At 57.9% G+C, this 24920-nt stretch carries 24 protein-coding genes; 2 read left to right on the top strand and 22 right to left on the bottom strand.

The window, feature by feature from the left end; genetic code table 11:
- Positions 1 to 31: 31 nt before the first annotated feature.
- Complete coding sequence (locus BQ9843_RS05720) at positions 32 to 1561, bottom strand: Mur ligase family protein (protein ID WP_075844243.1); 1530 nt, start codon at positions 1559 to 1561, stop codon at positions 32 to 34.
- A gap of 172 nt (positions 1562 to 1733) precedes the next feature.
- Between BQ9843_RS05720 and BQ9843_RS05715 the strand changes: the two genes are divergently transcribed.
- Positions 1734 to 4526, top strand: a complete 2793-nt coding sequence (locus tag BQ9843_RS05715) for an ABC transporter substrate-binding protein/permease (RefSeq protein WP_230205615.1) — start codon at positions 1734 to 1736, stop codon at positions 4524 to 4526.
- Between the two features lie 92 nt (positions 4527 to 4618).
- On the opposite strand, the gene BQ9843_RS05710 is transcribed toward BQ9843_RS05715, so the two are convergent.
- The 21 genes from BQ9843_RS05710 to acpP form a co-directional block, all read right to left on the bottom strand.
- Complete coding sequence (locus BQ9843_RS05710) at positions 4619 to 5341, bottom strand: GntR family transcriptional regulator (protein WP_075844242.1); 723 nt, start codon at positions 5339 to 5341, stop codon at positions 4619 to 4621.
- A gap of 170 nt (positions 5342 to 5511) precedes the next feature.
- Positions 5512 to 6246 (bottom strand): 2-dehydro-3-deoxy-phosphogluconate aldolase, encoded by a 735-nt coding sequence (dagF, locus tag BQ9843_RS05705; protein WP_075844241.1) that lies wholly within the window; start codon positions 6244 to 6246, stop codon positions 5512 to 5514.
- Between the two features lie 3 nt (positions 6247 to 6249).
- On the bottom strand, positions 6250 to 7359 hold the full coding sequence (locus BQ9843_RS05700) for a DgaE family pyridoxal phosphate-dependent ammonia lyase (RefSeq protein ID WP_075844240.1): 1110 nt from the start codon (positions 7357 to 7359) through the stop codon (positions 6250 to 6252).
- A 103-nt stretch (positions 7360 to 7462) separates the two neighbouring features.
- Positions 7463 to 9061, bottom strand: a complete 1599-nt coding sequence (locus BQ9843_RS08870) for a PTS system mannose/fructose/sorbose family transporter subunit IID (RefSeq protein WP_083647946.1) — start codon at positions 9059 to 9061, stop codon at positions 7463 to 7465.
- 33 nt (positions 9062 to 9094) lie between these two features.
- Complete coding sequence (locus BQ9843_RS05690; protein WP_075844239.1) at positions 9095 to 9586, bottom strand: PTS sugar transporter subunit IIB; 492 nt, start codon at positions 9584 to 9586, stop codon at positions 9095 to 9097.
- Positions 9587 to 9603: 17 nt separating this feature from the next.
- Positions 9604 to 10008, bottom strand: coding sequence for a PTS sugar transporter subunit IIA (locus BQ9843_RS05685; RefSeq protein ID WP_195906625.1), 405 nt, complete (start codon positions 10006 to 10008; stop codon positions 9604 to 9606).
- 293 nt (positions 10009 to 10301) lie between these two features.
- Positions 10302 to 10469, bottom strand: a complete 168-nt coding sequence (locus tag BQ9843_RS05680; protein WP_083647945.1) for a 2-keto-3-deoxygluconate permease — start codon at positions 10467 to 10469, stop codon at positions 10302 to 10304.
- Positions 10470 to 10883: 414 nt separating this feature from the next.
- Positions 10884 to 11267, bottom strand: coding sequence for a helix-turn-helix domain-containing protein (locus BQ9843_RS05675; protein ID WP_022387221.1), 384 nt, complete (start codon positions 11265 to 11267; stop codon positions 10884 to 10886).
- A gap of 260 nt (positions 11268 to 11527) precedes the next feature.
- Complete coding sequence (fusA, locus tag BQ9843_RS05670; RefSeq protein ID WP_075844237.1) at positions 11528 to 13594, bottom strand: elongation factor G; 2067 nt, start codon at positions 13592 to 13594, stop codon at positions 11528 to 11530.
- A gap of 208 nt (positions 13595 to 13802) precedes the next feature.
- On the bottom strand, positions 13803 to 14261 hold the full coding sequence (locus BQ9843_RS05665) for a MarR family winged helix-turn-helix transcriptional regulator (protein ID WP_230205613.1): 459 nt from the start codon (positions 14259 to 14261) through the stop codon (positions 13803 to 13805).
- 1 nt (position 14262) lies between these two features.
- Positions 14263 to 14709 (bottom strand): 3-hydroxyacyl-ACP dehydratase FabZ, encoded by a 447-nt coding sequence (fabZ, locus tag BQ9843_RS05660; RefSeq protein ID WP_022387218.1) that lies wholly within the window; start codon positions 14707 to 14709, stop codon positions 14263 to 14265.
- A gap of 3 nt (positions 14710 to 14712) precedes the next feature.
- The gene (gene fabF / locus BQ9843_RS05655) at positions 14713 to 15954 is read right to left on the bottom strand and encodes a beta-ketoacyl-ACP synthase II (protein WP_075844236.1); all 1242 of its coding nucleotides are present in this window, start codon (positions 15952 to 15954) and stop codon (positions 14713 to 14715) included.
- Positions 15955 to 15963: 9 nt separating this feature from the next.
- Complete coding sequence (fabG, locus tag BQ9843_RS05650) at positions 15964 to 16719, bottom strand: 3-oxoacyl-[acyl-carrier-protein] reductase (protein WP_230205612.1); 756 nt, start codon at positions 16717 to 16719, stop codon at positions 15964 to 15966.
- Positions 16719 to 17648 carry an ACP S-malonyltransferase gene (gene fabD / locus BQ9843_RS05645; protein WP_075844235.1) on the bottom strand — a complete coding sequence of 310 codons (930 nt, stop codon included), beginning with the start codon at positions 17646 to 17648 and terminating at the stop codon, positions 16719 to 16721. Before fabD ends, fabG begins: the two co-directional genes overlap by 1 nt.
- Entirely contained in the window at positions 17645 to 18571 is a 927-nt protein-coding gene (locus BQ9843_RS05640; RefSeq protein WP_075844234.1) for a nitronate monooxygenase, read from the bottom strand. The genes fabD and BQ9843_RS05640 overlap by 4 nt, the downstream gene beginning before the upstream one ends.
- 39 nt (positions 18572 to 18610) lie before the next feature.
- Positions 18611 to 19570 carry a beta-ketoacyl-ACP synthase III gene (locus tag BQ9843_RS05635; RefSeq protein WP_230205611.1) on the bottom strand — a complete coding sequence of 320 codons (960 nt, stop codon included), beginning with the start codon at positions 19568 to 19570 and terminating at the stop codon, positions 18611 to 18613.
- Entirely contained in the window at positions 19567 to 20397 is an 831-nt protein-coding gene (locus BQ9843_RS05630) for an acetyl-CoA carboxylase carboxyltransferase subunit alpha (protein ID WP_230205610.1), read from the bottom strand. The genes BQ9843_RS05635 and BQ9843_RS05630 overlap by 4 nt, the downstream gene beginning before the upstream one ends.
- Positions 20381 to 21256: an acetyl-CoA carboxylase, carboxyltransferase subunit beta gene (gene accD / locus BQ9843_RS05625; RefSeq protein ID WP_075844232.1), complete on the bottom strand. Its 876-nt coding sequence runs from the start codon at positions 21254 to 21256 to the stop codon at positions 20381 to 20383. Before accD ends, BQ9843_RS05630 begins: the two co-directional genes overlap by 17 nt.
- Complete coding sequence (gene accC, locus BQ9843_RS05620; RefSeq protein ID WP_075844231.1) at positions 21253 to 22635, bottom strand: acetyl-CoA carboxylase biotin carboxylase subunit; 1383 nt, start codon at positions 22633 to 22635, stop codon at positions 21253 to 21255. The genes accD and accC overlap by 4 nt, the downstream gene beginning before the upstream one ends.
- A 12-nt stretch (positions 22636 to 22647) precedes the next feature.
- Complete coding sequence (gene accB, locus BQ9843_RS05615) at positions 22648 to 23088, bottom strand: acetyl-CoA carboxylase biotin carboxyl carrier protein (protein WP_075844335.1); 441 nt, start codon at positions 23086 to 23088, stop codon at positions 22648 to 22650.
- Positions 23089 to 23122: 34 nt separating this feature from the next.
- Positions 23123 to 23353, bottom strand: a complete 231-nt coding sequence (gene acpP / locus BQ9843_RS05610) for an acyl carrier protein (RefSeq protein WP_022387208.1) — start codon at positions 23351 to 23353, stop codon at positions 23123 to 23125.
- 267 nt (positions 23354 to 23620) lie between these two features.
- Between acpP and rlmD the strand changes: the two genes are divergently transcribed.
- Positions 23621 to 24889, top strand: a complete 1269-nt coding sequence (rlmD, locus tag BQ9843_RS05605) for a 23S rRNA (uracil(1939)-C(5))-methyltransferase RlmD (protein WP_083647943.1) — start codon at positions 23621 to 23623, stop codon at positions 24887 to 24889.
- Positions 24890 to 24920: the final 31 nt, after the last annotated feature.

Genomic DNA, 24920 nt, shown 5'->3' with positions numbered 1-24920 from the left:
TGGTTGAGTAAATCCCCCGGCACTCAAGCTCTTACAAAGGATTACCCGCCTCAAATGCTTCGAGCGCCTCCTGCAACGTGGGGCCATCGGCGCGGCAGGGTTCCGGGCCATTCTTGCGCAGCATGCGCGTCTCGCAACCCTTGCCCGTCACGATTACCACTGCCGGGCGCGTGGTCTCGCGCACCAGCGTGCGAATAGCCTGCTCGCGATCGACTACGATCTGCCAATTATGGTTGCCCTGCTCTTCCACAAAATGAGCGATGGCCTGGCAGATATCCTGCGCGTCCTCGGGACCCGGATCGTCCTCGGTAATCACGATGCGATCGGCGTACTTACCCGCAGCTATGCCCATGGTCTCGCGACGGTCGACACCTTTGCCGCCCGTAGCGCCAAACGCCACGGCAAGCTCGCGATCGGGGTAGTTCTCGCGCAGGTCGCGAAGCATGGTTTCGAGACTCATACCGTTGTGCGCAAAGTCGACTACGCCCACAATGGTTCCAGACTCGGTGGGATACATCTCCATACGGCCGGGAACGCGAACCTGCTCGAAACCGCGAACGATAGCCTCTTCCTCAATGCCCAAGGCCTCGGCGCAGGCGATAGCACCAAGCACATTGGAGATATTGAACTTAACGGGCGTAGGCACCAGCACGTCGCGCGAAAAGCGCGGGGTCACCACCGAAGCAACGATACCGCGAGGGCCATGGACGAGGTTCGTGGTATAGACGTCGGCATCGGTATTGGAAAGCGAGTACGTCACTACGCGCTCGCAAACGTGAGCCGCCTCGAGCACCTTGTCCACGTGGTCCATATCCAAATTGACCACAGCCGCACGGCTCTGCTTGAAGATCTTGAGCTTAGAGGCAAAGTAGTCCTCAAATGTTGGATGCTCGATGGGCGAAATATGGTCCTCGCCGATATTGGTAAACGCCCCCACTGCAAAGTCGACGCCATAGGTGCGCTCATACTTGAGTGCCTGGCTCGAGGCCTCCATGATCACGTGCTCGCAGCCACTTACAACCGCATTCGAAAGCCGACGCTCGAGCTCAAAGGACTCGGGCGTCGTGAGCTTGGAAATGCCCGATTCGACGCCATCGTCAAACTCGACGCTCGAAAACAGAGCCGATGTATGGCAACCCGCAAGGCGCGCATGCGCGTCGAGCACGCCCTTGAGATAGTAAGCGCTTGTGGTCTTGCCCTTGGTACCCGTGAAGGCACACACCCCAACCTTTCCGCTGGGGTGGCCGTAGGCCATGTCTGCCAGGCAGCCCAGCGTACGGCGGATATCGCTGACGATGATGCAGGGAATATCGACCCCGTAATCGATTTCGGAAACGTAGGCAACGGCTCCCGTCTCAATCGCCTGCAGTAGATACTCGCGCTTAAAGCTTGCGCCCTTGCAAACAAAAAGCGTAGCCGCGCGGCTCAGCTGGGAGTTGTCGGTAGCGAATTCGATACGTGCATCGGCATCATAATCGTCGGCGCGAACAAAGACATTGGCAACTCTGAGCGCTTCGACAAGCGCACCCAGGGCATGCGCGGTCTGCGTGGTTTCTTGCATAGATTGGCTCTCCTTATCCCGGCGGGCAAAAGCGCCCCGTATAAATCAAACGCACCTGCATTATAAATTGTTATATAAAGACGCATGGAGGAATCGGGGTCAAGACATCCAAGTGTTATGCTTTTTGCCTGCACAAACGCACCTCATCCACTCAATCGGCAGAAAGAACCATATGCGCACACTTTACCGTTTTGCCCAATCTGCCCGCCGCACGTCTCTTGCTTTATGCTTGGCATCGCTTATCGCCGTAGCGCTCGCTCTTACCGGCTGCGGTGCCGCGTCATCAAGCGGATCTGCGCAAGGAGGCAGCTACAAACTTGTCGAGAACGGCAAGCTCACCGTCGCGAGCGACCTCGCCACCCCGCCGTTCGAGTACGTGGACGACTCGGGCAACGACCAGGGCTTTACTGTGGAGCTCATGGATATGATTGCCCAGGAGATGGGGCTCGAGCTCAACTACCTGCCCGCCCAGAAGTTCGACAACATCATCCCGATGGCCAAGCAAGCCGTGAAGACCGACGTCTCGGCATGCAACATCACCATCAACGACGCGCGCAAGAAAGAGGTCGACTTCACCGACCCCTACATGGATTCCAACCAGGGCGTCGCCGTCGCTAAGAACTCGGGCTACGCCGATACCGATTCGCTCAATGCCGCTGGCGTAAAAATCGCTGTCCAGTCGGGCACCACCTCCGAGGAATGGGCGCAAGAAAATCTGCCCCGCGCAACCACCGTCAACTTCGATGACTGGACCGCCGCCTTCACCGCCGTGATGAGCGGCCAGTGCCAGGCGGTTGTGTGCGACCTTCCCGTCGAGCAGTGGATGGTCAACAGTTCGTTCACAGATATGGAAATCATCGAGGAAGTTCCCACCGGCGAGCAGTTTGGCATCGCGGTTTCCAAGGACAACCCCGAGCTCACCGCCGCTATCAACGCTGCCCTTAAGCAGATTCGCGCCGACGGCCGCTACGACGAACTCTACGAGAAATACTTTGGCACCAAGCCGAGCAGCAGCTCCAGTTCGGCCACGGACACGGAAGGCTATAGCCTTGTCGAGGACGGCAAGCTCACCGTCGCGAGCGACCTCGCCACCCCGCCGTTCGAGTACGTGGACGACTCGGGCAACGACCAGGGATTCACCTTCGAGCTGATGGGTAAGATCGCCAACAAGCTGGGCCTCGAGCTCAACTACCTTCCCGCCCAGAAGTTCGACAACATCATCCCGATGGTCAAACAGGGCGTGAAGACCGATGTAGGCGCCTGCAACATCACGATCAACGACGCGCGTAAAAAAGAAATCGACTTCACCGATCCCTATATGGATTCGAACCAGGGCATCGCCACGGTCACGGGTTCCCAGTACGACTCGCTCGACAGCCTCAATGTCGAGGGTGTGAAAATCGCCGCGCAGTCCGGCACCACATCCGAGGAATGGGCGACCGAAAATCTGCCCCGTGCAACAGTCGTGACCTTCGACGACTGGACCGCCGCGTTCACCGCCGTGATGAGTGACCAGTGCCAGGCGGTCATCTGCGACCTTCCCGTCGAGCAATGGATGGTCAAGAGCTCCTTTACCAACATGACCATCATCAAAGAGATTCCCACCGGAGAGCAGTTTGGCATCGCGGTGTCTAAGGACAACCCCAAGCTCACCGCTGCCATCAACCAGGCGTTGGCCGAGCTCAAGGAATCCGGCGAATACGATGAGCTGTACGAAAAGTTCTTTGGCTCTACGCCCAGCAGCAGCGATGGGACTTCCGCTACCGACGCCGACGGCAATGCCGGTGCGAGCGGGGGTTCCTCATCCACGTTGCAGGTTACAAAAGCCACCGCACGCTCCAACGAAGATGGTGGCACCAATGTGCTTGGCGGCATTGCCACGCGCCTGACCTGGGAAGCGACAACCGGCACCGAGGAGAGCGTCAGCAAGGTCACGCTCGCCTTGCCCGAAGGAGGCTCATTCGAAGACTCCAGCGCTACGGTAACCGTGCTCAACGGTCTTGACCGCACCGATGTCGAGGCGACGGCCAAAGTTGAGAAATCGAACCTGGTAATTTCTTTCGCCGCGCCCCTAGCCGCCGGCAGCAACGTGCGCATCGAAGTCGAGGGCGTCGTGTTCCCCAGCTCTGCTGGCGCCTATGCCGTTGACGGCACCTATGAGCTTGCCGATGGAGGCAAGCGAGATCTTCCCACCAGCCCCACCATCGCCGTAACCGAGAGCACGGTTGTGCAAAATATCGTCCGCTGGCTCGATGACCAAGCCTGGGTCGACGCATGGAATGCCAACCCCTTCCTGGGCATGTTCTTCAAGCCGCAGTATGTGGTGACGTCGATTGCTTCGCTTTTCCAAGGCTGGGGCATCGCACTGCTCGTCACCGCCATCGGCTTCCCGCTTGCCATCCCCGTCGGTTTGCTCTTTGCCTTTATGAAGATGAGCCGCCGTCGCTACCTGCGTGGCATTGCCATCTGCTACATCAACTTCCTGCGCGGAACGCCGCTCTTCTTACAGATTTACATCGCTTTCTTTGGCCTGCCGATGATTGGCCTCAACTTGCCCAACCTGCCGCTCGGCGTGGCCGTGCTCGCCATCAACTGCTCGGCCTATCTTGCCGAAATCTTCCGCGCGGGCATCGAATCTATCAGCAAGGGCCAGCACGAGGCTGCAACCGCGCTGGGCATGAACTGGTTCCAAACCATGGGACTCATTATCATCCCGCAGTCCATCCGCCGCGTGATACCCACCATGACCAGCGAGTTTGTCATGCTCTATAAGGACACCTCGCTCCTTTCGAGCGTGGGCGTCATGGAGCTGATGATGTTCTCCAAGAACCTCACGGCAACCACGGGCAACATCACACCCTACATCTGCGCCGCGCTTTATTACTTGGTCGTCACCATCCCGCTGATCCACTTTGTGGGCAAGATCGAAAAGAAACTCGCCGCAGGCGGCAGCGACGCGCGATAACCTGCATCGAAAACGCAGTAACGCTTGAAGGCCTCCCCGTTCGCATGAACAGGGAGGCCTTCGTTGTGCTGGGCACGTTGAAAACGAGCAAATTAAACGGGCAATGAATCGGAGTCGATGGTCTGATACTCAGAGCGGTCTCCGGGGAATCGGGCTACCAGGCTCTCGAAAGGACGGCCATCATCCAGATAGCCGATCTGCTCGACCTCAAGCAGGGGCGAACCCTCGGGAATATCCAAGATCTCGCACTCGTGCTCCGACGCCGTCACCGCTCGTAGCGTCTTATGGAAGCTATCGGGCGTGACATCGTAATTCTCATCAATCCATTGACGAATAGATGTCTCGGCAGACGTCAGGCGAATATCCCTAAAAATCTCGACCGGATAATAGAGGTACTGCACATCAATTGCCTGCCCGTTATGCAGATGCGAGCGTTCGATATAGAACGTAAAGCTAAACTCATGCAAGCCAAGCTCGTGGCGCACGTGCTCATCGGGTTTGACCACGGTGAACTCGTGGACCGTGCAGCTCGGGTGCTTGGCAAGATTGACATCGATATCGTCGGTGAGGGAAATGGTGTTGAGCGGCTTGTCGAAGGACTGCGTCGCAACTTTCTTCACGTATACGCCCGATCCGCGCTTGCGCGAAACGAGACCGCGCTTCTCGAGTTCATCCATAACCTGCTCGATTGTCGTGCGGCTCACGTGATACGCCTTGGTCATCTCTACAACCGTAGGCAGCTGATCGTAAGGCTGCAGATCACCTCTTCGAATACAGCCCTCGATATCTTTAACGATGTCCTTGTATTTTGCCACTAACCCTCAAACCACCATGCTAGACATGTCAAGTAAGTCGAATCGGATCCCAAGCGTATCGGAACCCGACTCAATGCATTCTAGAATTATATTCCCACAGGCAAGGGCCAATTTTTACGATAAGACCCCGCCATGGGAACATCTACACCGTATTACTGCACTAACGATGCCTACACCATAGCCTTGACCATAGCAAGGAGACGCTCAACATCCTCGATGCGCGTATTGCCCGTAGCCTTATCGATAATCGAGCTATAGACATGCGGGATCACCTTAGGCACACCGGCGTCCAGGATGATATGCATAATCTCCTCGAAGTTCTCCAGGTCGATGCCGCCCGTCGGCTCCAAGATGAAGTCCTGGCGTGCACAAGCCTCGGAAACCGCCTTGAGCTCCTCTTTGACCTTGAGGCCGCCCATGGGGAAGAACTTGAGCGAGTTGCCGCCCATCTCCTTCACGATGGCGATCAGAGTATCGGCGGGAACCAGCGCGGGCTCGGCACACTCGCGGGAAAGCGGACCCGTCGAGATCTTAACCAGACCGGGAGTTCCGGAAGGGCCAACCATGGCGTTAATGTGGCACTCATCGTTACCCACGTTTGCACGGGTGGCAGAGACAGCGCAGAAGGCCTGGTTGAAGTGATTGGCCTTGATCTCCTTTGCGACCTCGGCCACGGCGCGCCACTGATTGGGATTGCCGCCACCCAGACCAACCGAAAGATTGCCCTCAAGGACATCCATGTACTTGCTCATGTCCTCGATAGCAGCCTCGACAGTCTCGTAATCGGCGGTAAGAACGCCAACTTCAACATGGCTCTCGGCAGCCTTGTAGATATCGGCGGCATTCTGCAGCGATCCGCCCAGAACATTCAGGCAAACACGGTCGTTGTAGTAGTTAATCGGCATAATTTAGCCCTCCATAATCTGTTTGAGCACTTCGACAATAAGTTCCTTATCGCCCTCGAGCATCGGACGCGGGTCGAAATCGATCTTCCCAAGGTTCAAAAACTCCGTACGAGCCCACACAATCGGATCGCCCGAAACAAGTTTCTCGTTGACCTGCTCCATGGTGAGCCCCGCAGGGGCCTCGGAATCGAACGTGATGCGACAGCGGAAAATCGCACGTCCCGCCTCGTCCTGAATCTTCTCAGCATGCAAACCGCGAATCTGATTAATCTCGTTGACAAGCCAATCGATCTTCGCCACGTTGACCTCAACTTCGGCGGCATGATCGCGCGCCTCGTACTGATCGAGCGCGGCAAGAAGACCCATGATCTGCTCCTTGCCCACTTTCATGGCGCGTCCCACACCGTGATATTGGCGCTTTGCCCATTCGGCATACTCGCGCTTGCCGCACATAAATCCCGAGGTCGTAGCCTCAAGCGCCTTTGCGCCCGAGTAGCAAACGATATCGGCGCCCAGGGCGATGTACTTGCGGAAATCCTCCTCGGCGGCGCAGTCCATCACAAAGGGGAGGTTATGGACGTGAGCGATGTCACGCATCGTCTCGATATCAACCATGCCCTTTTGCACGCAATGGTGGCTCTTCACGTAGAGCAGGCATACGGTTTTATCGGTGATGGCCTCCTCGATATCCTCGGGGTGTACCTCGTTTGCCTGGCCACACTCGACAGGGCAACCGCCGCCAAGACGAATCATGGTCTGGATGGGCGCGCCAAAGTCGATCGAATGGCCCTTCTGAAGAACCACCTCGTTTGGCGCCCCGCAGGGATCGGGAAGCTTGTAGACTGCGGTCCACTGACCGCGCGTCACCAAGCCGGCGATGGACAGAGCCAGCGCCGCCGAAGCGCAAGACGTCACGCAAGCGCCCTCGGCTCCGGTATGCTCCGCGATCAGCTCGCCCGCGCGATCAATAAGGTCGTCGATCACAACATAGGAGCTTGCACCCTCAACCGCAGCTGCAGCAACCTTGTCGCTAATGGTCGAAACGCCAAGCTTGGTCACGCGACCAGATGCGTTGACTACACGCTTCAAACCGATGTTTTGATAGATGCTCAAGGTCAATCCTCTCATATATCAATGAATCCATAGATACAGTAAAGCCGCTGGCAGCGCCAAGAGGAGCCTTGCGCTGCCAGCGGCGTTGGCGCCAGATTGGCTATTAGAGGATGCCAAGGAGAGCGCACACAACACTGATGACGATAATCGACAGCAGGATGACGTTGTAGCGCGGGCCCTTCTTCTGCATGTAGAAGTAGATGCCGAACACAGCCACGAGCGGCAGGATACCGGGGACGACAGCGTCCAGGATTTCCTGGAACACGAGGGTGTTGCCAGCGCCCATGGTGATCTGGAACGGAGTGCTGATCGCGATGTAGGAGCTGGAAAGGGCGCCCATCATGATCAGACCAAGCACGTTAGCAGCAAAGATGATGGACTGCATCATGCCGGACTGAAGGATGCCGGTGATGGACTGGCGGCCAAGCTTGTAGCCACGATGCGTCATGAAGTACTGGATGAAGATCGTAATGCCAGGCCACAGAATCAGGGGCATGATGCCGCCAAGAGCGCTGCCCTGGGAAGCATACGGGATGAAGACGCCGTAGATGATGGGCATAACAACAGCCCAAACGATACCGTCGCCCATGCCTGCAATGGGGCCCATGAGGCCGGTCTTGATGGAGGTGATGGCGGAGCCAGGAACGGTGCCCTCGGTTGCAGCCTCTTCCTCCATGGCGATGGAGATGCCCTGGATCACGCCGCCAAGCGTACCCTCGGTGTTAAAGAAGGCCAGGTGACGCTTGAGAGCCTCGGACAGGTCCTCCTTCTTGGGATAGAGCTTCTTCAGGCAGGGAATCATGGAAGCGCAGTACACAAGGCTCTGCAGACGCTCGTAGGAGTTGGACTCCTCGCAGCCAAAGTAGTACAGCCAGAACGACTTGGTAACATCCTGCTTGTTGAGAAGGCCGCTCTTTTCCTTCACGTCTTCCTCGGAGGTAGCGGTCACCTTTGCGTTAGCAGCCTCGGGGAACATGATCATGCGGAGCACGAGAGCGATGATCAGGCCGAAGATAGCCATACCCATGACAGGGATGCCCAGGTAAGCAACGGCAAAGTAGCCCAGGAAGAAGAAGGGGATGAGCTCCTTCTTGCCGATAACCATGATGGTCAGGGCAAAGCCGAGGGCGGGAAGGATGCCGCCCATGACCTCGAAGGAATGGGTGAGGACAGCGGGAAGGGCGTTGATGAGGCCCTGTGCCCAATCGGCACCCAAAAAGTCGATAGCGAAGACGAACGGGAAGCGGATCACGAAGCCCATGAGCGCCGGATACAGGTAAGCGCAGCGATAGATGCCAGCGGTGTTGGCGTCCTCGGCATACTTGTCTGCCAGGTGAACCCAGAAGGCGTTGGTGGTACGACGCAGCTGGTCAACGAACACGCCAATGATGCCGAAGGGCACAGCCAGGGCAACGGCGAGCTCGGGGGACATGCCGGACATGACGCCCAGGGGGATGGCGATGCAGCCGGCAAGAGCGGGATCGTTAGGAACATTGCCGCCAGGGGTGGACGTAACACCCAGGTAGACGAGCTGCAAAGCAGCGCCGATCTCCATAGCGGTGACCATCTGGCCGGTAATCAGACCGACGAACACGCCGATCGTCGCGGGCTGGAGCAGGGCACTAGAAATGGTGTAGCCAAAACGCAGGCGGGCAATCCAGTAATAGATGCCCATGCAAATGGCAATACCGAGAGTACTCATGCTGACCTCCTAAAACAGTGATTCATAACGTTGCTAAGCGCGATATTTCTTAAGAATCGAGTCGACCTTCTGCGGTGCGTCCTCGGGGATGGTCTGGAAGATGATGTCCATGCCATCGCCAGCCAGGTGCTCCAAAATCTCGGCATCAGCATCATCAAGCGTGATGTTTTGGAACACGACCTTGCGCTCAGGACCGCCGCCAAGGCCGCCCACCTGCGCAGACGTTACCTTGACGCCAGCGTCGTAGATGTTCTTCAGTGCAGCAAGGCTCGGAAGCAGCAACAATACGTTGCCGTTGCCAAAAACGTCCTTCTGGTACTCCTCGACAGCCTGTGCCTCGGTGAGACAGACGACCTCGATGCCCGCCGGCGCCGACATGAGGTAGATGCTCCTCATGAACTCATCGTTCGCGAGCTCGTCGCTCACAACGATGATCTTGTTCGCCTGCACCTGATTAACCCATTTAGTCATGACCTGACCGTGAATAAGGCGCGAGTCGATACGCGTAAGAACGAGATTACCCATGCTCTTTCCCCCTTTCCTTACATGTTTTTCTTTACGGTTGCCACAACATCCATGCAGGCAGCGCTACCTGCGTTAAGGATCGCGTCGTAATCAAGCGAACCCGTGTTTTGCAGCTCCAGGCATGCCTCGAGCAACATGGGAGCATTGAGTCCGGCAAACACGTGCATGCCGGTCTGATTGCCAATCGCCGCCGCCACGTTGGAGGGCGTACCGCCAAACAGATCGACCATGATAATCGAATCCGAAGAGATGGTATCGGTGTACTCGCGAACCATCGTCATGTACTCCGGAAGCGTGTAGGCCGGCTTGAGGGCGATTTCATGCACGCACTCGATCTTGCCCGCAATCATCTCGATGCTCGAAACAAGATTCGAACCCCATCCGCCATGCGTGAGAAGCACGATTTTGGTCTCTTTGTCCACGCTGATTCTCCTTCGACAATCGCCGTGCCCGAACCTGTTTGCCCAGGCTGATTACAAGTGAGAATCTATTCTCAGCGGTACTTATTGTCAAATTGTTCCGGTTTAATTCTAAATGCTTACCAAACTGTTTCTTCAGCATTACTCCTGCTGGTAGATTGCTATTTTTCTTCGTAATTGATTTGAAATAGAGGTGCTATTTCGTAGCAAACTAAAGCGCATGAACGGTGTATTTTTATCCGTGAGCGGATATTGTACCGGTATGCATTCCGCCTTATCGATACAGTTCATCTCTTCTAAGGAGCCATTAAATCGAAGCGCTCGATGCCGATGGTGGTCATAGCGCCGGTGGAGAACGAGCCCGTAGTGGGACCGCCAATCCGAAGAGCTTCCGGCCAGATAGTATTGACGCTGGCAGCGATAACCGCCGGCATGATCATCAAGCCGCCCAGTACCTTCTGCATATACTTGAGAATAAGGGGGCCCGCAGGCAGTCCTTTTTCGATGGGACACTCTGCAGTGGCGGCACCGCTCTGGGCGACGCGCTAAACCGCAGCTGCGGTGCCGTCGTGCTAAAACAACGCCGAGCCTCGATCTACAGCCAATCCTAGGCAGATTCCCTTTGGGCCCTATTCTTGCAAGGCCCCTATCTCGGTCCCAGCACTGCTAATTCTCGTTTAATGCCAGCATGCGCGCTCAAACTCCCCAACGCGGCTATTTGGCACAAACGGGAACAATCACCCCAATCAGGGCGTTTGTTAGACAAACGTCTCCGACAGCGAGAGGGATGCGAAACCACATAGTCGCCCCAGCGAGTTCGTGCCCATGCCTCTTTGCATAGAAAATCAAACCCTATGCCAGCGCCAATTTAATAGAGTCTATTGTTTAGGTTTGCGTCCGCGTGGCTTATCAACCAGGGCGGCTTCGCCACCCTCACGAAATTGACGGCACCACGTCTTGACTGAAGATTCGCTGGGCACACCGTGTTTAACCATGACATCGCGCACAGATAGACCCTTTTCCAAACGGTCTTTGACCACGGAAAGCTTAAGCTCAAACGGATAAATGCGGTGTTTTGCACCAGCGTTCATCACGGCAGATTGACCCCCCACTGCATAGGCACGAGACCATTGACGAGCCGTCGCTTCGGGAATTCCTAGCTGAGTCGCAAGTGCACGGTGCCCCACGCCGGTCGCCAATATCTTTGCGGCACGGTGACGAGTTTTTGTATCGTACTTAGCTCCATGCATAAAGTCTGTCATGTAAATCGATCAGGTCTCCTTTGATGCGGATTGATGCCACGCGTCACTTTGTGGGTTCAAATAATACCACCGTATTGGGTATATCTGGGTAGCATATAATTAACGACCCCTCTCTCTATTTAATAATCCCCACGCCACGAACATCTTCGGCTCGGACATCTTCTAGAACCGACAGTTAAAAGAGAAGAAAAACGACCCCGTTGCAATAACGGGGTCGTTCCAAAGCGGGCAAATCGTTTTGATTATCAGCAAGGCATTTGCTATCTACCCTGAGCGCGAGACTCCTCGTAGAACTCAACCAGATGCTTCTGGACATCGTAAGGCACCTGTTCATAGCCCGCAGGCTCCATGGTAAAGTCACCGGTTCCACGCGTAAGAGAGCGCAGACGCGTTGCGTAGTCGACAAGCTCCGCATACGGGACGGTTGCCGTAACTACGGTCTCGCCGCGATTGTTTGTATCCATGCCAGTCACGCGGCCGCGCGAACCGGATACATCGCCCATCACGGCGCCGGCGTAGCTCTCCGGGATCGTGACGGTAATGTTCTCCATCGGCTCGAGCACCACCGGGTCGGCATCCTCGCAAGCCTTCTTAAGAGCAATGCGAGCGGCGGTACGGAATGCCATCTCGTTGGAATCGACGGGATGATACGAACCGTCGTAGCAGGCAACACGTATACCGGTCAGCGGATAACCAGCAATAACGCCGTCCTTCATGGTCTCCTGAACGCCCTTATCGACCGCAGGAATCAGCGCACGCGGAATGTGACCGCCTACAACCTCGTCAACAAACTCGTAATCGGTACCATCAAGCAAAGGCTCCACGCGCAGATAGCAATCGCCAAACTGGCCAGCACCGCCGGTCTGCTTCTTATGACGACCTTGAGCGCTTGCGACGCGACGAATGGTCTCGCGATACGGGATGCGAATGGGCACCGTGCGAGCCTCGACCTTCGTGCGTTCCTCCAGACGATTGAGGAGCACGGATACTTGGGCCTCGCCCACAGCGGAGATGATGGTCTGACCCGTCTCCTCGTCACGCTCGATGCGCATGGTGGGGTCTGCCTCACAGGCGCGGTCGATAAAGGTAAAGAGTTTCTCCTCGTCGCCGCGATTCTCAGCCTCGATGGCAATGCGATACTGGGAGTTGGGGAATTTGAACGCCGCAGCCTCGATCTTGCCGGATACCGAAAGCGTATCGCCCGTCTCTGCCGCGAGTTTGGGAACCACCACGATATCGCCGGCATAGGCATGACCGACCTCGGTCATCTCGCGGCCGCACATCACATAGAGATGCGCCATGCGCTCGCTCTTACGCGTGCGCGCGTTGACCAGCTCCATGCCCGGCTCGATTGTGCCCGTGAGCACCTTGATAAACGAGATGCGACCCTGGGAAGGATCGTTCAAGGTCTTGAAGACAAAAACCACGGGGCGATCGTCCTCGGAAGAAATCTTAAGGGAGTCGCCATCGATAAGCGGCATCTCGCCGTAATCGGTAGGCGCAGGGAAGTACGTGGCGATATCGTCCATCAGGGAATTGACGCCCTGCTCTTTGATACAGCTTCCCACAAAAACGGGGACGAAAAGACGCTTTGCGATGGCACGCGAAAGCAGGCCCTCGATCTCTTCCTGCGTAAGGGTCTCGCCCTCGAGATACTTTTCCATCAGGTCATCGTCGGCCTCGGCAACGAGCTCGCACAACGTCTCGTGCGCGGCCTCGGCCTGAGCACGATACTCCTCGGGAATCTCGCACTCCGTCTGCTCGGTTCCGTTGCAATGGCGTGCCTTCATGCGCACCAGGTCGATCACGCCGCCAAAGTCCTCACCCTGGCCCCAGGGAAGGGTCACAGCGCCCAAGCGCGTACCAAAGCGCTCACGCAACAGGCCCAAGCAGGTCTCGAAATTGGCATTTTCCTTATCGATTCGATTGACAAAAACGGCGCGCGCCAGGCGCAGATCCTCTGCCGCATACCACAGCTTGACGGTCGTAGGTTGCGGGCCCGCCGCAGCATCGACAACAAACAGCGCAGATTCGCATACGCTCATCGCGGCGTAGGCATCGCCAATAAAATCGGGATAGCAGGGTGCATCCAATACGTTGATGCGTGAGCCCTTCCAGTCGATGGGGGCGATAGACGTGGAGATGGAAAACTCGCGTTTAACCTCTTCGGCATCGTAATCAAGCGTTGGCTTGGTGCCGTCGTGGCCGCCCAGACGGGCTGTTTTCCCAGATAGGTGGAGCATGGCCTCCGCGAGCGAGGTCTTGCCCACCCCGCCTTGGCCTACGAGAACCACATTCCTCACATTATCGGTTTTAGGCGCACCCATGGTAACCTCCCTGAGCCAAAACCCGGCGAGGCATCCCGGCGGGATGCGCGCCGAGGTTAATTAACCGTTGGCTCAAGCCTACCCGTGCCTATACGTAATCATGCGCCCATTTCGGCATACGCGGGTTTTTCTCCCCTAGAGGGAAAAGCGGCGAGCAGAACAACAAACGCGCTCGCCGCTTAACGGAATACTCAATGAAACCAAACTGCTACAGCGGAACCTCGGACATAAGCTCCTCGCTCATCACACTCAGAACCTCTTCGATCTTTGTCACGTCCTCTGCAGAAAAACGCTTCTTGATGCGCTCCATAACGATATGTACGTAGTCGGCGCTCACATTGTAGTAGTCCAGGTACTTTTGGGTGGGGACCAGATGGTACTCGCGAGCGTCGGTCTTTGAACGCTCCTTGATTAGATATCCTTTGCGCACCAAACTTGCCGTCTTGTACGCCGCATTCGACGAGGAAATGCCCATGAACTCGGCAAACTGTCGCACCGTGGGGTTTCCCAGCGCATAGATCGCCTCCATCGCAAAGCTCTCCACCGTAGTAAGGCTCGCCTCGCGATTTTGGAAGCGCGCAAAGGTCTCCCGATAAAAATGCAGTTTGAATTTGGTATATACCCGAATGAACTTTTTCTCGAGCACGCCAAAACCCCCGAACGTCACCCTACTTGTCGCTCGTTTCATTAGAACCGAACGCCAGCGTGAGTTCAACCGTTGCGGCAAGCTGGCCGTCAACCGAAGCGCGACCCTCGACAAAAGCAAAGTTGCCGCGCGTACGTACGATGCGACTCTCCATCTCCATCACGTCGCCGGGACGTACCTGACGCTTAAAGCGTGCGTTTTTCACCGCGCCCAAAAACCCGATCTTGCCGCGCTGCTCCGGATTGGCAAGCATCGCCACGGCGGCAACTTGAGCCAGGGCCTCTATAATCATCACACCAGGCAGCACGTGATACGTGGGAAAATGTCCTTGGAATACCGGCTCCTGCACGCTCACGCACTTAATGCCGCGCGCCCACGAACCCTCCTCGCCATCGGTAATGCGATCGACAAGCGCAAACGGATAACGATGGGGCAAAATCTGCGAAATCTGATTGGAATCGAGCTGCATGGTCTAACCCTCCCAGGCTTTCATGAGAATACAGGCGTTATGGCCGCCAAAGCCAAGCGAATTGGACATGGCGTAGGAAAGCGATGCCGAGCGTCCCTCGCCCGTTACGTAGTCGAGGTCACAAGCGGAATCGGGCTCTTCGCAGCCGATAGTCGCCGGAAGATAGGAATCCCGCAGGGCGAGCGTCGTAAAAATGGCCTCGACGGCGCCTGCGGCGCCCAGCATATGACCGGTCATCGACTTTGTCGAGCTCACCGCAAGCTCTTGCGCGTGCTCGCCGAACACGGTTTTAATAGCCTGCGTCTCACGCTCGTCGTTGAGCTTGGTCGAGGTACCGTGGGCATTGATGTAACCAACCCGAGAGGGATCGACCCCGGCATCCTCGAGTGTGAGCTGCATAGCGCGCGCAGCACCCTCGCCGTTTTCTGAGGGAGCCGTGATGTGGAACGCATCGCAGGTAACGCCATAGCCCACAAGCTCGGCATAGACATGCGCACCGCGTGCCTGCGCGTGCTCCAGCTCCTCGAGCAAACACACGCCTGCGCCCTCGCCCATCACAAAACCGCTGCGACGCGCATCGAAGGGGATGGATGCGCACGTGGGATCGTCCCCTGTATGAAGCGCACGCATGGTTGTAAAGCCACCGATGGAAAGAGGCGTTATCGCCGCCTCGGTTCCGCCCGCAAGCATGACATCGGCATAGCCATCGCGAATCTGACGAAAGGCATCGCCCACGGCGTTCGTACCGCTTGCACAAGCGGTAACCGGACACGTGCACATGCCTTTGAAGCCAAAGGCAATGGCAACCTGACCCGCCGCCATGTTGGAAATTCCCGAGGGGATGTAGTAGGGGGAGCAGCGATCATATCCACGGGCACTGCAGCGCATTTGCTGCGACTCCGTCTCGGCAACGCCGCCGATACCGCTTCCGATAATGACCCCCGCGCGATCGGCTTTATCGGCATCGAGCGCCAGCCCGGAATCATCCATCGCCTCGCGAGCGGCCGCCAGGGCAAACTGCGTGAAGCGTGCCAGATGTTTGGACTCGCGCGCCCCAAGGGTAGCTGCCGGGTCCCACTCCTTGACCTCGGCAGCCAGCGAAACCTTCATATCCGAAGCATCGAACAGAGAGATGGGGGCGATGCCGCACTCGCCGGCGCGGACGGCCTCCCAGCTCTTCGAAACGCTGTGCCCCAGTGGGGTAACAGCGCCCATCCCCGTTATGACAACCCTGCGTTTTGCCATGATGACCCCCTACATCGCCATGCCGCCGTCGACGGCAAGAACTTGTCCCGTTACGTATGAAGCGGCGTCGCTCGCCAAAAAGGCCACAACGCGAGCGACCTCAAATGCCTCGCCCAATCGGCCGGCCGGAATCGAAGCAAGCGTTGCTGCACGAGCGGCCTCGGGCATCGCGTCGGTCATATCCGTCGCAATGAAACCGGGGGCCACGGCGTTCACACGAATGCCCAAAGCGGCAACCTCGCGAGCAATGGACTTGGTCATACCGATGAGACCCGCTTTGCTTGCCGCGTAATTGGCCTGGCCCGCGTTACCGCGCAGCCCCACCACCGAAGCCATGTTGACGATCGCGCCCGAGCGAGCGCGCATCATGGGGCGTAGCACCGCCTTGGTGTAGAGGAAGGCTCCCTTAAGGTTCGTATCCACCACGGCATCGAAATCCTCGGGCTTCATACGCGCAGCAAGCTTGTCGCATGTGATACCGGCGTTGTTGACAAGGATATCCACGCTGCCAAAAGCGGTACGCGCCTCATCGATCACGCGCGTCGCGTCTTCTGCACTGCGCACGTCGGCACATATTGCACGTGCCACCCCGCCCTGTTCCTCAATCATCTCGAGCGTCTTTTGAGCAGCCTCGGCGTTTCCGGCATAGGTGAACACCACCCGCGCTCCCAGGCGCGCAAGCTCCAAACAAACAGCGCGACCGATGCCGCGCGAACCGCCCGTCACGACGGCGCACATGTCCGCCAAAGAAAGGCCCTCCATCATTACAGCTCCTCCTTAAGCGATTCCACGTCCTCGCGTGTTTCTATCGATACGCAGTGAATAGCTTTGGTGCAACGGCGAACCAAACCAGAGAGAACCCTGCCGGGGCCAACCTCGATTACACGGTCCACGCCCAATTCCACCAGGCGCATGATGGTGTCTTCCATGCGCACGGCAGACTGAACCTGTCGCTCAAGAAGCGCAGAAATGCTATCGCCCGCACCCATCTCGTGGCCCAAGCAGTTAAACAGCACCGGAACGCGCATCTCGCCAAAGGGTTCTTCTTTAAAGCGCTCATGCAGGGCGTCGCCCGCAGAGTGCAGCAACGAGGTATGGAACGGCCCGCTCACATGCAGCGGAATGCACCTACGAGCGCCGGCGTCACGCGCAGCAGCCGCGGCAAGCTCCACCGCGGAGGCGTCTCCGGCGATAACGGTCTGCCCAGGGCAGTTGTAGTTGGAGACCTCAACCGTCCCCTGGCCTGCAGCCGCGGCAAGCTCAACTGCCGATTCAACCGCCTCACGCGCTAAGCCCAAAATCGAGACCATCGCACAGGCTCGGCCCTCGGAAGCGCGCGCCATAGCACTCCCACGAAACGCCGCAAGCTGTATCGCCTGCTGCGGCTCAAATACGCCGGCAGCAGCCAAGGCGGAATACTCGCCCAGGCTCAAGCCCGCAACGTAATCGGGTTTGATTTCCAGCTCATCGAGAACCGCCGTCATGCCCGCCGCAAACGCAACCATACACGGTTGGGTATAGCGCGTCTGGGAAAGCTGCTCGTCCGGTCCCTCGAACATAAGAGAGCGCAGGTCGAAATCGAGATGCGTGCCATCGATAACCTCGCGAAAAACGGGATAGGTCTCATAGAGGTCACGCCCCATCCCCACGTGCTGCGACCCCTGGCCAGCAAACAGGAAAGCCGTCTTGCTCACAAGCGCACCTCCGCGATAGCACGCTCTGCGCTCGCCATAAGGTCCTCGAAGATCGCGCGAGCGGGGCGAATTTCCCTCACCATGGCGGCAACCTGGCCGGACATGAAGCTGCCCCTGTCAAGATCGCCATCGACAACCGCGCGACGCAGAGAGCCAAGCGTCAATGCCTCCAGCTCATCTCGCGAGGGATTGCCCTGTTCGAGCTTGAGATACTCGCGCGCCATCTTATTTTTGAGCACGCGCACAGGCGCGCCCTTTGAGCGGCCGGTCACCACCGTATCGTTGGAGCCCGCCTTGATCACGGCTTGCTTATAGTTCTCGTGGATGGGGCACTCCTCGCTCGCCAGCAGGCACGTTCCCACCTGAGCGCCCACCGCGCCCAGAGCAAGCGCAGCGGCAAGCTGACGCCCGTCTGCAATGCCTCCCGCCGCGATAACGGGAACGTCAACCGCATCGACCACCTGCGGGACGAGCGCCATGGTCGTGGTCTCGCCCACATGGCCACCGCTCTCCGTACCCTCGGCAATCACGCCGTCAATGTCATAACGCGCCAGGCGGCGGGCCAAAACGGGGGCCGCCACCACGGGGAACACCTTGATTCCAGCGGATTTCCACTGATCCATATACTTGCCGGGATTACCTGCTCCGGTGGTAAGAACGCTCACATGCTCTTCGACAACGACCTGCGCCAGCTCGTCGACATGCGGGTTCATGAGCATGAGATTCACGCCAAACGGCTTGTCCGTCAAAGCGCGTGCCGCGCGAATCTGCTCGCGTAACGCCGGAGCGTCCATACCGCCCGATGCCACAATGCCCAATGCGCCGGCGTTAGAGCATGCTGCAGCAAACGCACCCGTAGCGATATTGGCCATACCTCCCTGTATAAGGGGAAACTCGGTTCCCAAAAGCTCGTTGAGCTTCATGTCTGTCCTTTCCATACCGCGTGCGGGACCAAGTTCCCCCTACGCACGCTCCAACAACGCGCCGGCCCAGGTAAGGCCCGCGCCAAATCCAACGCACAGTGCCCTCTCGCCAGAAGCGAGCGCGCCCGTGCGACAAAGCTCATCCAGAAGAATCGCCACGCTTGCCGCCGAGGTATTGCCGGTGTGCGCAATGTTGCCAGCACAGCGCGCGGGATCCACCCCGAGCTTTTTCACCGCCAGGTCGACGATGCGCTGGTTTGCCTGATGAAACACAAAGCGATCGATTTGCGAGGCTTCGATACCCGCACGCTCGAGCACCTTTTTTGCACACGCAGGCAAAATTTCAGTCGCAAAGCGAAACACCGCGCGCCCGTCCATTCGCAGGCGCGGGATCACCGCAGTGCCATCCACCTCATTCGGGGCGCAAAGCGACATGTCGTCTCCACGCGACCCCCACGCGGCGTATAGCGGCGAGGCATCGGCTTGCGCCCTGAGGACCGCTGCACCCGCGCCATCGCCAAACAACACGCAGGTCGAACGGTCGGTAAAGTCGAGCACGCGGCTCACCGCATCGACGCCAACTACCAATGCATAGGGTCGAGGGCTGTCGAGCAAAAGCTGTTCGGCAACATGCAGGGCGTAGACAAATCCCGCGCAGGCCGCATTTAAATCCAGGCACAACGTGTCTTCGTTAAGGCCTAAGTCGCGCTGCAGCAAGCATGCGGTAGAAGGCGTTGCGTTTGTCGACGTAAACGTGGCAACCAGACAAATTCCGACATCCTGCGCCAGAATACCGGCGTCGCCTAAAGCACGCTGGGCAGCGCAGAGCGCAAGCTGCCCATGAGTCTCGTCGGGGGTGCAATAATGGCGCTCGCCGATACCCGTCCTTGTTCGAATCCACTCGTCCGAGGTGTCCACGATCTGTGCCAGGTCGTCATTGGTCACCGTGCGCGAGGGCAAAGCCGAACCCGTGCCAACAAGCTTGACGCCATCCATCATCTGCACCTCCTTTGTGCATGCATTCCCATGGACCTGAACTTCGTGTAGCGCTCGCGCGCAAGCGCTGTGCCCGTCATGCCCTGCATCTCATCGAGAGCGCGCCTTAGATACGAATCGACCGTTTGAAATACGGTCTGCGGATCCTCATGGGCACCACCTGCGGGCTCGGGAACAATCGCATCGATAACCTGCAGGTCAAGCAGGTCCTGCGCCGTGAGTTTCATGACCTCGCAAGCCTCTTCCGAACGAGACGCGTCCTTCCACAGAATCGAGGCGAAACCTTCTGGCGAAAGCACCGAATAAACCGAGTTCTCAAGCATGAGCACCCGGTTTCCCACGGCAAGCGCCAGCGCGCCGCCCGACCCTCCTTCGCCACAGATCACGCAAATCACGGGGACTTTCAAGGCGCTCATGAGCTCGATACTGCGAGCGATTGCCTCGCCCTGGCCGTGCTCCTCTGCTTCCAGGCCCGGATAGGCTCCGGGTGTGTCAACAAATGTGATGATGGGACGGCCAAACTTCTCTGCCGCGCGCATGGATCGCTGCGCCTTTCGATACCCCTCTGGCGATGGCATGCCAAAGTTAAAGGCCATACGCTGCTCGATCGTCGAGCCTTTACGATGTCCCACAACCGTCACCGGGCATCCGTGGAACGTGGCGATGGCGCACATGATTGCCTGGTCGTCGGAGGCTGTTCGGTCGCCTCGCTGCTCGAATACGTTTTCGAACAGCGCATCCACGTACTCCTCGACACCCGGACGATGCGGCATGCGAGCAAGGGCCACGCGCTCCGCAGCGGTGAGTCGCGCGTTATTTTTGAGAGCCACGCGCAACACCTCCAAAACCGTGCAGCATAAGCAAGCGCGACAGTTGAGCGCGCATTCTGCCGCGCGGCACCACCGCATCGATGAACCCATGGCTGAGTTGGAATTCCGCTCGCTGAAAACCCTTAGGCAGCGACTCGCCGATGGTCTGCTCGATAACGCGCGGACCCGCGAAGCCAATCAACGCCCCCGGCTCGGCAAGCATGATGTCGCCCAGCGAGGCAAAGCTTGCCGTCACCCCGCCCATGGCTGGATTTGTCATCACCGAAATAAAGAGCCCGCCCGCGCCCGAAAAACGCTCGATTGCGGCGGAGGTCTTTGCCATCTGCATCAAAGAGATAATGCCTTCTTGCATACGCGCGCCGCCGCTTGCGGAAAACACGATAAGCGGGCACTTCTTCTTTCCTGCGCGCTCGATAAGACGCGTGAGCTTTTCTCCCACGACCGCACCCATGCTGCCCATTAAAAATGAGGTATCGAGCACGGCCACCGCTACGCGGGTACCGTCGATGGAGCCCCAGCCGCACACCAAGGCATCGGACAGGCCCGTATTTTTGCGAAGCGTACGGACCTTTTCTGCGTAATCGGGAAAACCCAGGGGGTCGCTTGAAGCCATCTTTGCCTCAAACTCCCTAAAGCTCCCAGCGTCAAGCACCGATGCCAGGCGATCATGGGCGCCGATACGCAAATGATGGCCACAATGAGGACAAACATGCAGGTTGTGAACTAGCTCATCCTGCGCAAGTTCGTGCTCGCATGCGGGACACGTCTGCTGTGGCAACGACGCCGGCCCCTCGCCTGCTCGGCGAAGCTCACGCAGTTGGAGCAAACGCTCACGTCGCTTCCCAAATGGAGCTATCATGCGCTCACCTTCTTTTGCTCTGCGTCCCACCCAAGAATCTCCTGCAGGTGCTCATCCATAAAGGACGTCGTATAGGTGCCGTGGATGAACTGAGGGTGATACATCACCTGATGCAACAGGTCGATATTGGTTGCTGGCCCCTCGACGATGAGCTCTTCGAGCGCGCGACGACAGCGGCGCAACGCCTCCAGGCGCGTGGGCGCCCACACATCGAGCTTGGCAATGAGCGAGTCATACTGCGCAGGAACGGTATATCCCTGGTAAATGCCCGTATCAACGCGCACACCCATACCGCCTGGCACATGCAAAAAATCGATGCGCGCGGGCGACGGCGCAAAATCGCGCGTGGGGTCCTCGGCATTCACGCGGCACTCGATGGCATGCCCCTTGATATGGATATCCTCCTGGGTAAAGCCGAGCGGAAGACCGGCGGCCACGCGAATCTGTTCGCGCACAAGATCCACGTCACTCACCATCTCGGTAATGGGGTGCTCAACCTGAATGCGCGTGTTCATCTCGATGAAGTAGAACTCCCCTGTATGGTCGAGCACAAACTCCACCGTTCCAGCGTTTTGATAGCCGGCGGCACGTGCGGCGGCAACTGCGGCCGCACCCATACGCTCACGTAGCTCATCCGAGAGCACGCGCGAGGGCGTCTCCTCAATCATCTTCTGACCGCGACGCTGGATCGAACAATCGCGATCCCCCAAATGGACGATAGTCCCCTGAGAATCTGCAAGTATCTGAAACTCGATATGGTGCGGATTGACGATGAGCTTCTCAAGATACATCTCGTCATCGTTAAAGCATGCGCGCGATTCGGCACGAGCCTCCTCGAACAGCTCTTCAAAGCGATCGGGATCGTATACGCGACGCATGCCGCGTCCGCCGCCTCCCGCAGCCGCCTTGATGAGCACCGGATAGCCAATCTCCTTCGCAATACGAGCGCCCTCATATGCGTTGGCAACGGAGCCATCCGATCCGGGGACCACCGGCACTCCCGCGCGTTTCATCATCTCGCGCGCCGCCGCCTTGTTTCCCATGGCCGCGATTACATGTGCCGCAGGTCCCACGTAGGCAAAGCCCTCGTCCACGCACTCCTGGGCAAACGCTGCGTTCTCTGATAAAAAGCCGTAACCCGGATGAATCGCATCGCAGCCCGCGGCCTTCGCGACCGTCAAAATCGCATCGCCGTTAAGATAGCTCTGCTGGGCAGGCGCGGGACCGATGCAGTAGGCGTGCGCGGCAAGTTGCACGTGCAACGCATCTCGATCGGCTTCGGAATACACCATCACCGGATCGATATCGAGCTCGCGGCAGGCACGAGCCACGCGCAGGGCGATCTCGCCGCGGTTGGCAATTAACAATCGTTTGAACATAGGATGCCTAGCCTAGCTCTCTCGATAGCGAATCAAAGGCTGATCGAACGAGACAAGCTCGCCATCCGCAACGAGCAGCTCTTCGATAATGCAATCGCAAGGCGCCGACACCTCGCTCATCATCTTCATGGCTTCGAGCATGCACACCGTATCCCCGGCGTGCACAGCATCGCCAGGGTTCACATATGGCTGCGCATCTGGCGAAGAGGCAACGTAGAAGGTCCCAACCATCGGGGCCTTGATAAAAAGGCCCGCTTCGGGCTCTTGGGCAGAAGCGGCTTCCGCGCCAGAAACCGCTGGCTGAGCCATAGGGGCAGCTGCCACCGCAGGCGCACCGGATACCGCAATCGTCTTTTCGAGCTCAAGCGAGGTGTCGCCGCTCTCGAACTTCATGCGAGCGATTCCGCTTTTCTCAAAGCGATCCATCAGATCGTAGACGTCTTGGTTCTTCATTCCCACGCGCATCATCTCCCTGAAAGTGGCAGCGTTACTGCACCTTGGTCTCCAGGTAGGAAACAAGGTCGTTCACGGTCTTGAACTGGTCGAGCTCGGCGTCGTCAATCTCGATATCAAGCTTCTCCTCAAGCGCCATGATGAGCTCCATAGCAGCAAGGGAATCGGCACCAAGGTCCTCATTAAGACGAGCCTCGGGGGTAACGGCAGCGGCCTCGCAGCCCACGGTCTCTACAATCACGTCGCGCACATCATCAAACAGCATGGTTTTGTCCCTTCGGCGCCATACGGCGCGTTGGCGTTGGTAAGTAGTTCAAGTATTTTAGTTAAGTAATTTGAGTTGTTAATAGGTCAACATTCATTCATATCAACGACACAACTCCAATATGTGTCTCTTATCTTGCTTTGAGCACCTACGGTTCAAGCAATTTCAGCAAATATAGGTTTACGGGTAAGACCTGGGCATGAGACGTATTTATCCCAGCTACACCCTTACAATAGGCGTGTCCGCAACGCCTAACGAAAGACCCGCATGAACCGACGCCTGCCGCACACCGATACGCATGACCACGCGATTTCCAAAATTTCTTGTGAGGGCCCCTGCCCCGTCATGCGAGCCTGTGGAGGCTGTGAATGGCTCAATCTCCCCTACCGCAAGCAGCTCACCCGCAAGCAGCACGCTATGGAAGAGCTCTTTGGTCCCCTTATCGCCGAACTCGATCTAGATTGTTCGGTCGAACCCGTGCGCGGCATGGGAGCCAATGCAGGGGACACCGGAAAGATTGCTTCGCCACGCGGTTTTCGCCACAAGGCGGCATCTCCCTTTGCGCCCGCCGGTAAAAATCATATTGCTTCGGGCTTCTTTGCCCGCGGCACCCATCGCATCGTTGGCGTTCCCGATTGCTGCGTCGAAGCCCCCGGCGCTCGCGCCATCCTCAATAGCGTTGCACGCGCCGCAGAAGCTTGCCATATTCCCGCTTATGAGGAAGACCAGTGTCGCGGCCTTTTACGCTATGCCATCATCCGCATGGGATACCACACCGACGAGGTGATGCTCACCATCGTCACCCGCGAGCGCCGCATGCCGCATTATCGGCAGTTCATCACCGCGCTCCAAAATATCGACGAACGCATCACCACCGTGGCTCAGAACATCAATCCCAAGATGACCAACGCCATTTTGGGCGGAGAATCGCACATCCTCGCCGGCCGTGCCCGCATGCGCGACCGCCTGTTGTCGTGCACGTTTGAGATTTCGCCCACGGCGTTTTATCAAACAAATCCGGAACAAACGGAAGTGCTGTACCAGCTTGCTATCGACGGCATGGACCTCAAGCCCGGCGACGTCTTGCTCGACGCCTATTGCGGAAGCGGCACTATCGGTATGTGCGCTGCCGCAGAAGCCAAAGCGGCCGGTGTCGATATCACGCTCCTCGGCATCGAGCGCAACCATTTTGGCGTGCGCGATGCTGTGCGCAATGCAGAGGTCAACGACCTATGCGACCGCTCTCGCTTTATTGAAGCCGATGCCACGGAATACCTGCAGCACGCGGCACGTCGCGGTGAACACGTTGACGTCCTCGCGCTTGACCCGCCGCGCGCCGGATCCACACCCGCCTTTATCGAGGCAGCCTGCGCCATGGCGCCGCGCCGTATCGTCTACATCAGCTGCAACCCCTATACGCAGGAGCGCGACCTGCGCCTTTTTGCCCAAGGCGGTTATCGCATGATCCGCATGACGCCGGTCGATATGTTCCCCCACACCAGCCATGTTGAAATGGTAGCGGTCCTTACCCGATAGCTTGCCTACAAAACTCAGCACCATGCAAAAC

Origin of the sequence: Collinsella bouchesdurhonensis (assembly GCF_900155365.1) — a bacterium.
In the GTDB taxonomy this organism is placed as follows: Bacteria; Actinomycetota; Coriobacteriia; order Coriobacteriales; family Coriobacteriaceae; genus Collinsella; species Collinsella bouchesdurhonensis.
The sequence above is the reverse complement of the archived record's forward strand: the minus strand, read 5'-3'. Positions and strand labels throughout refer to the sequence as shown.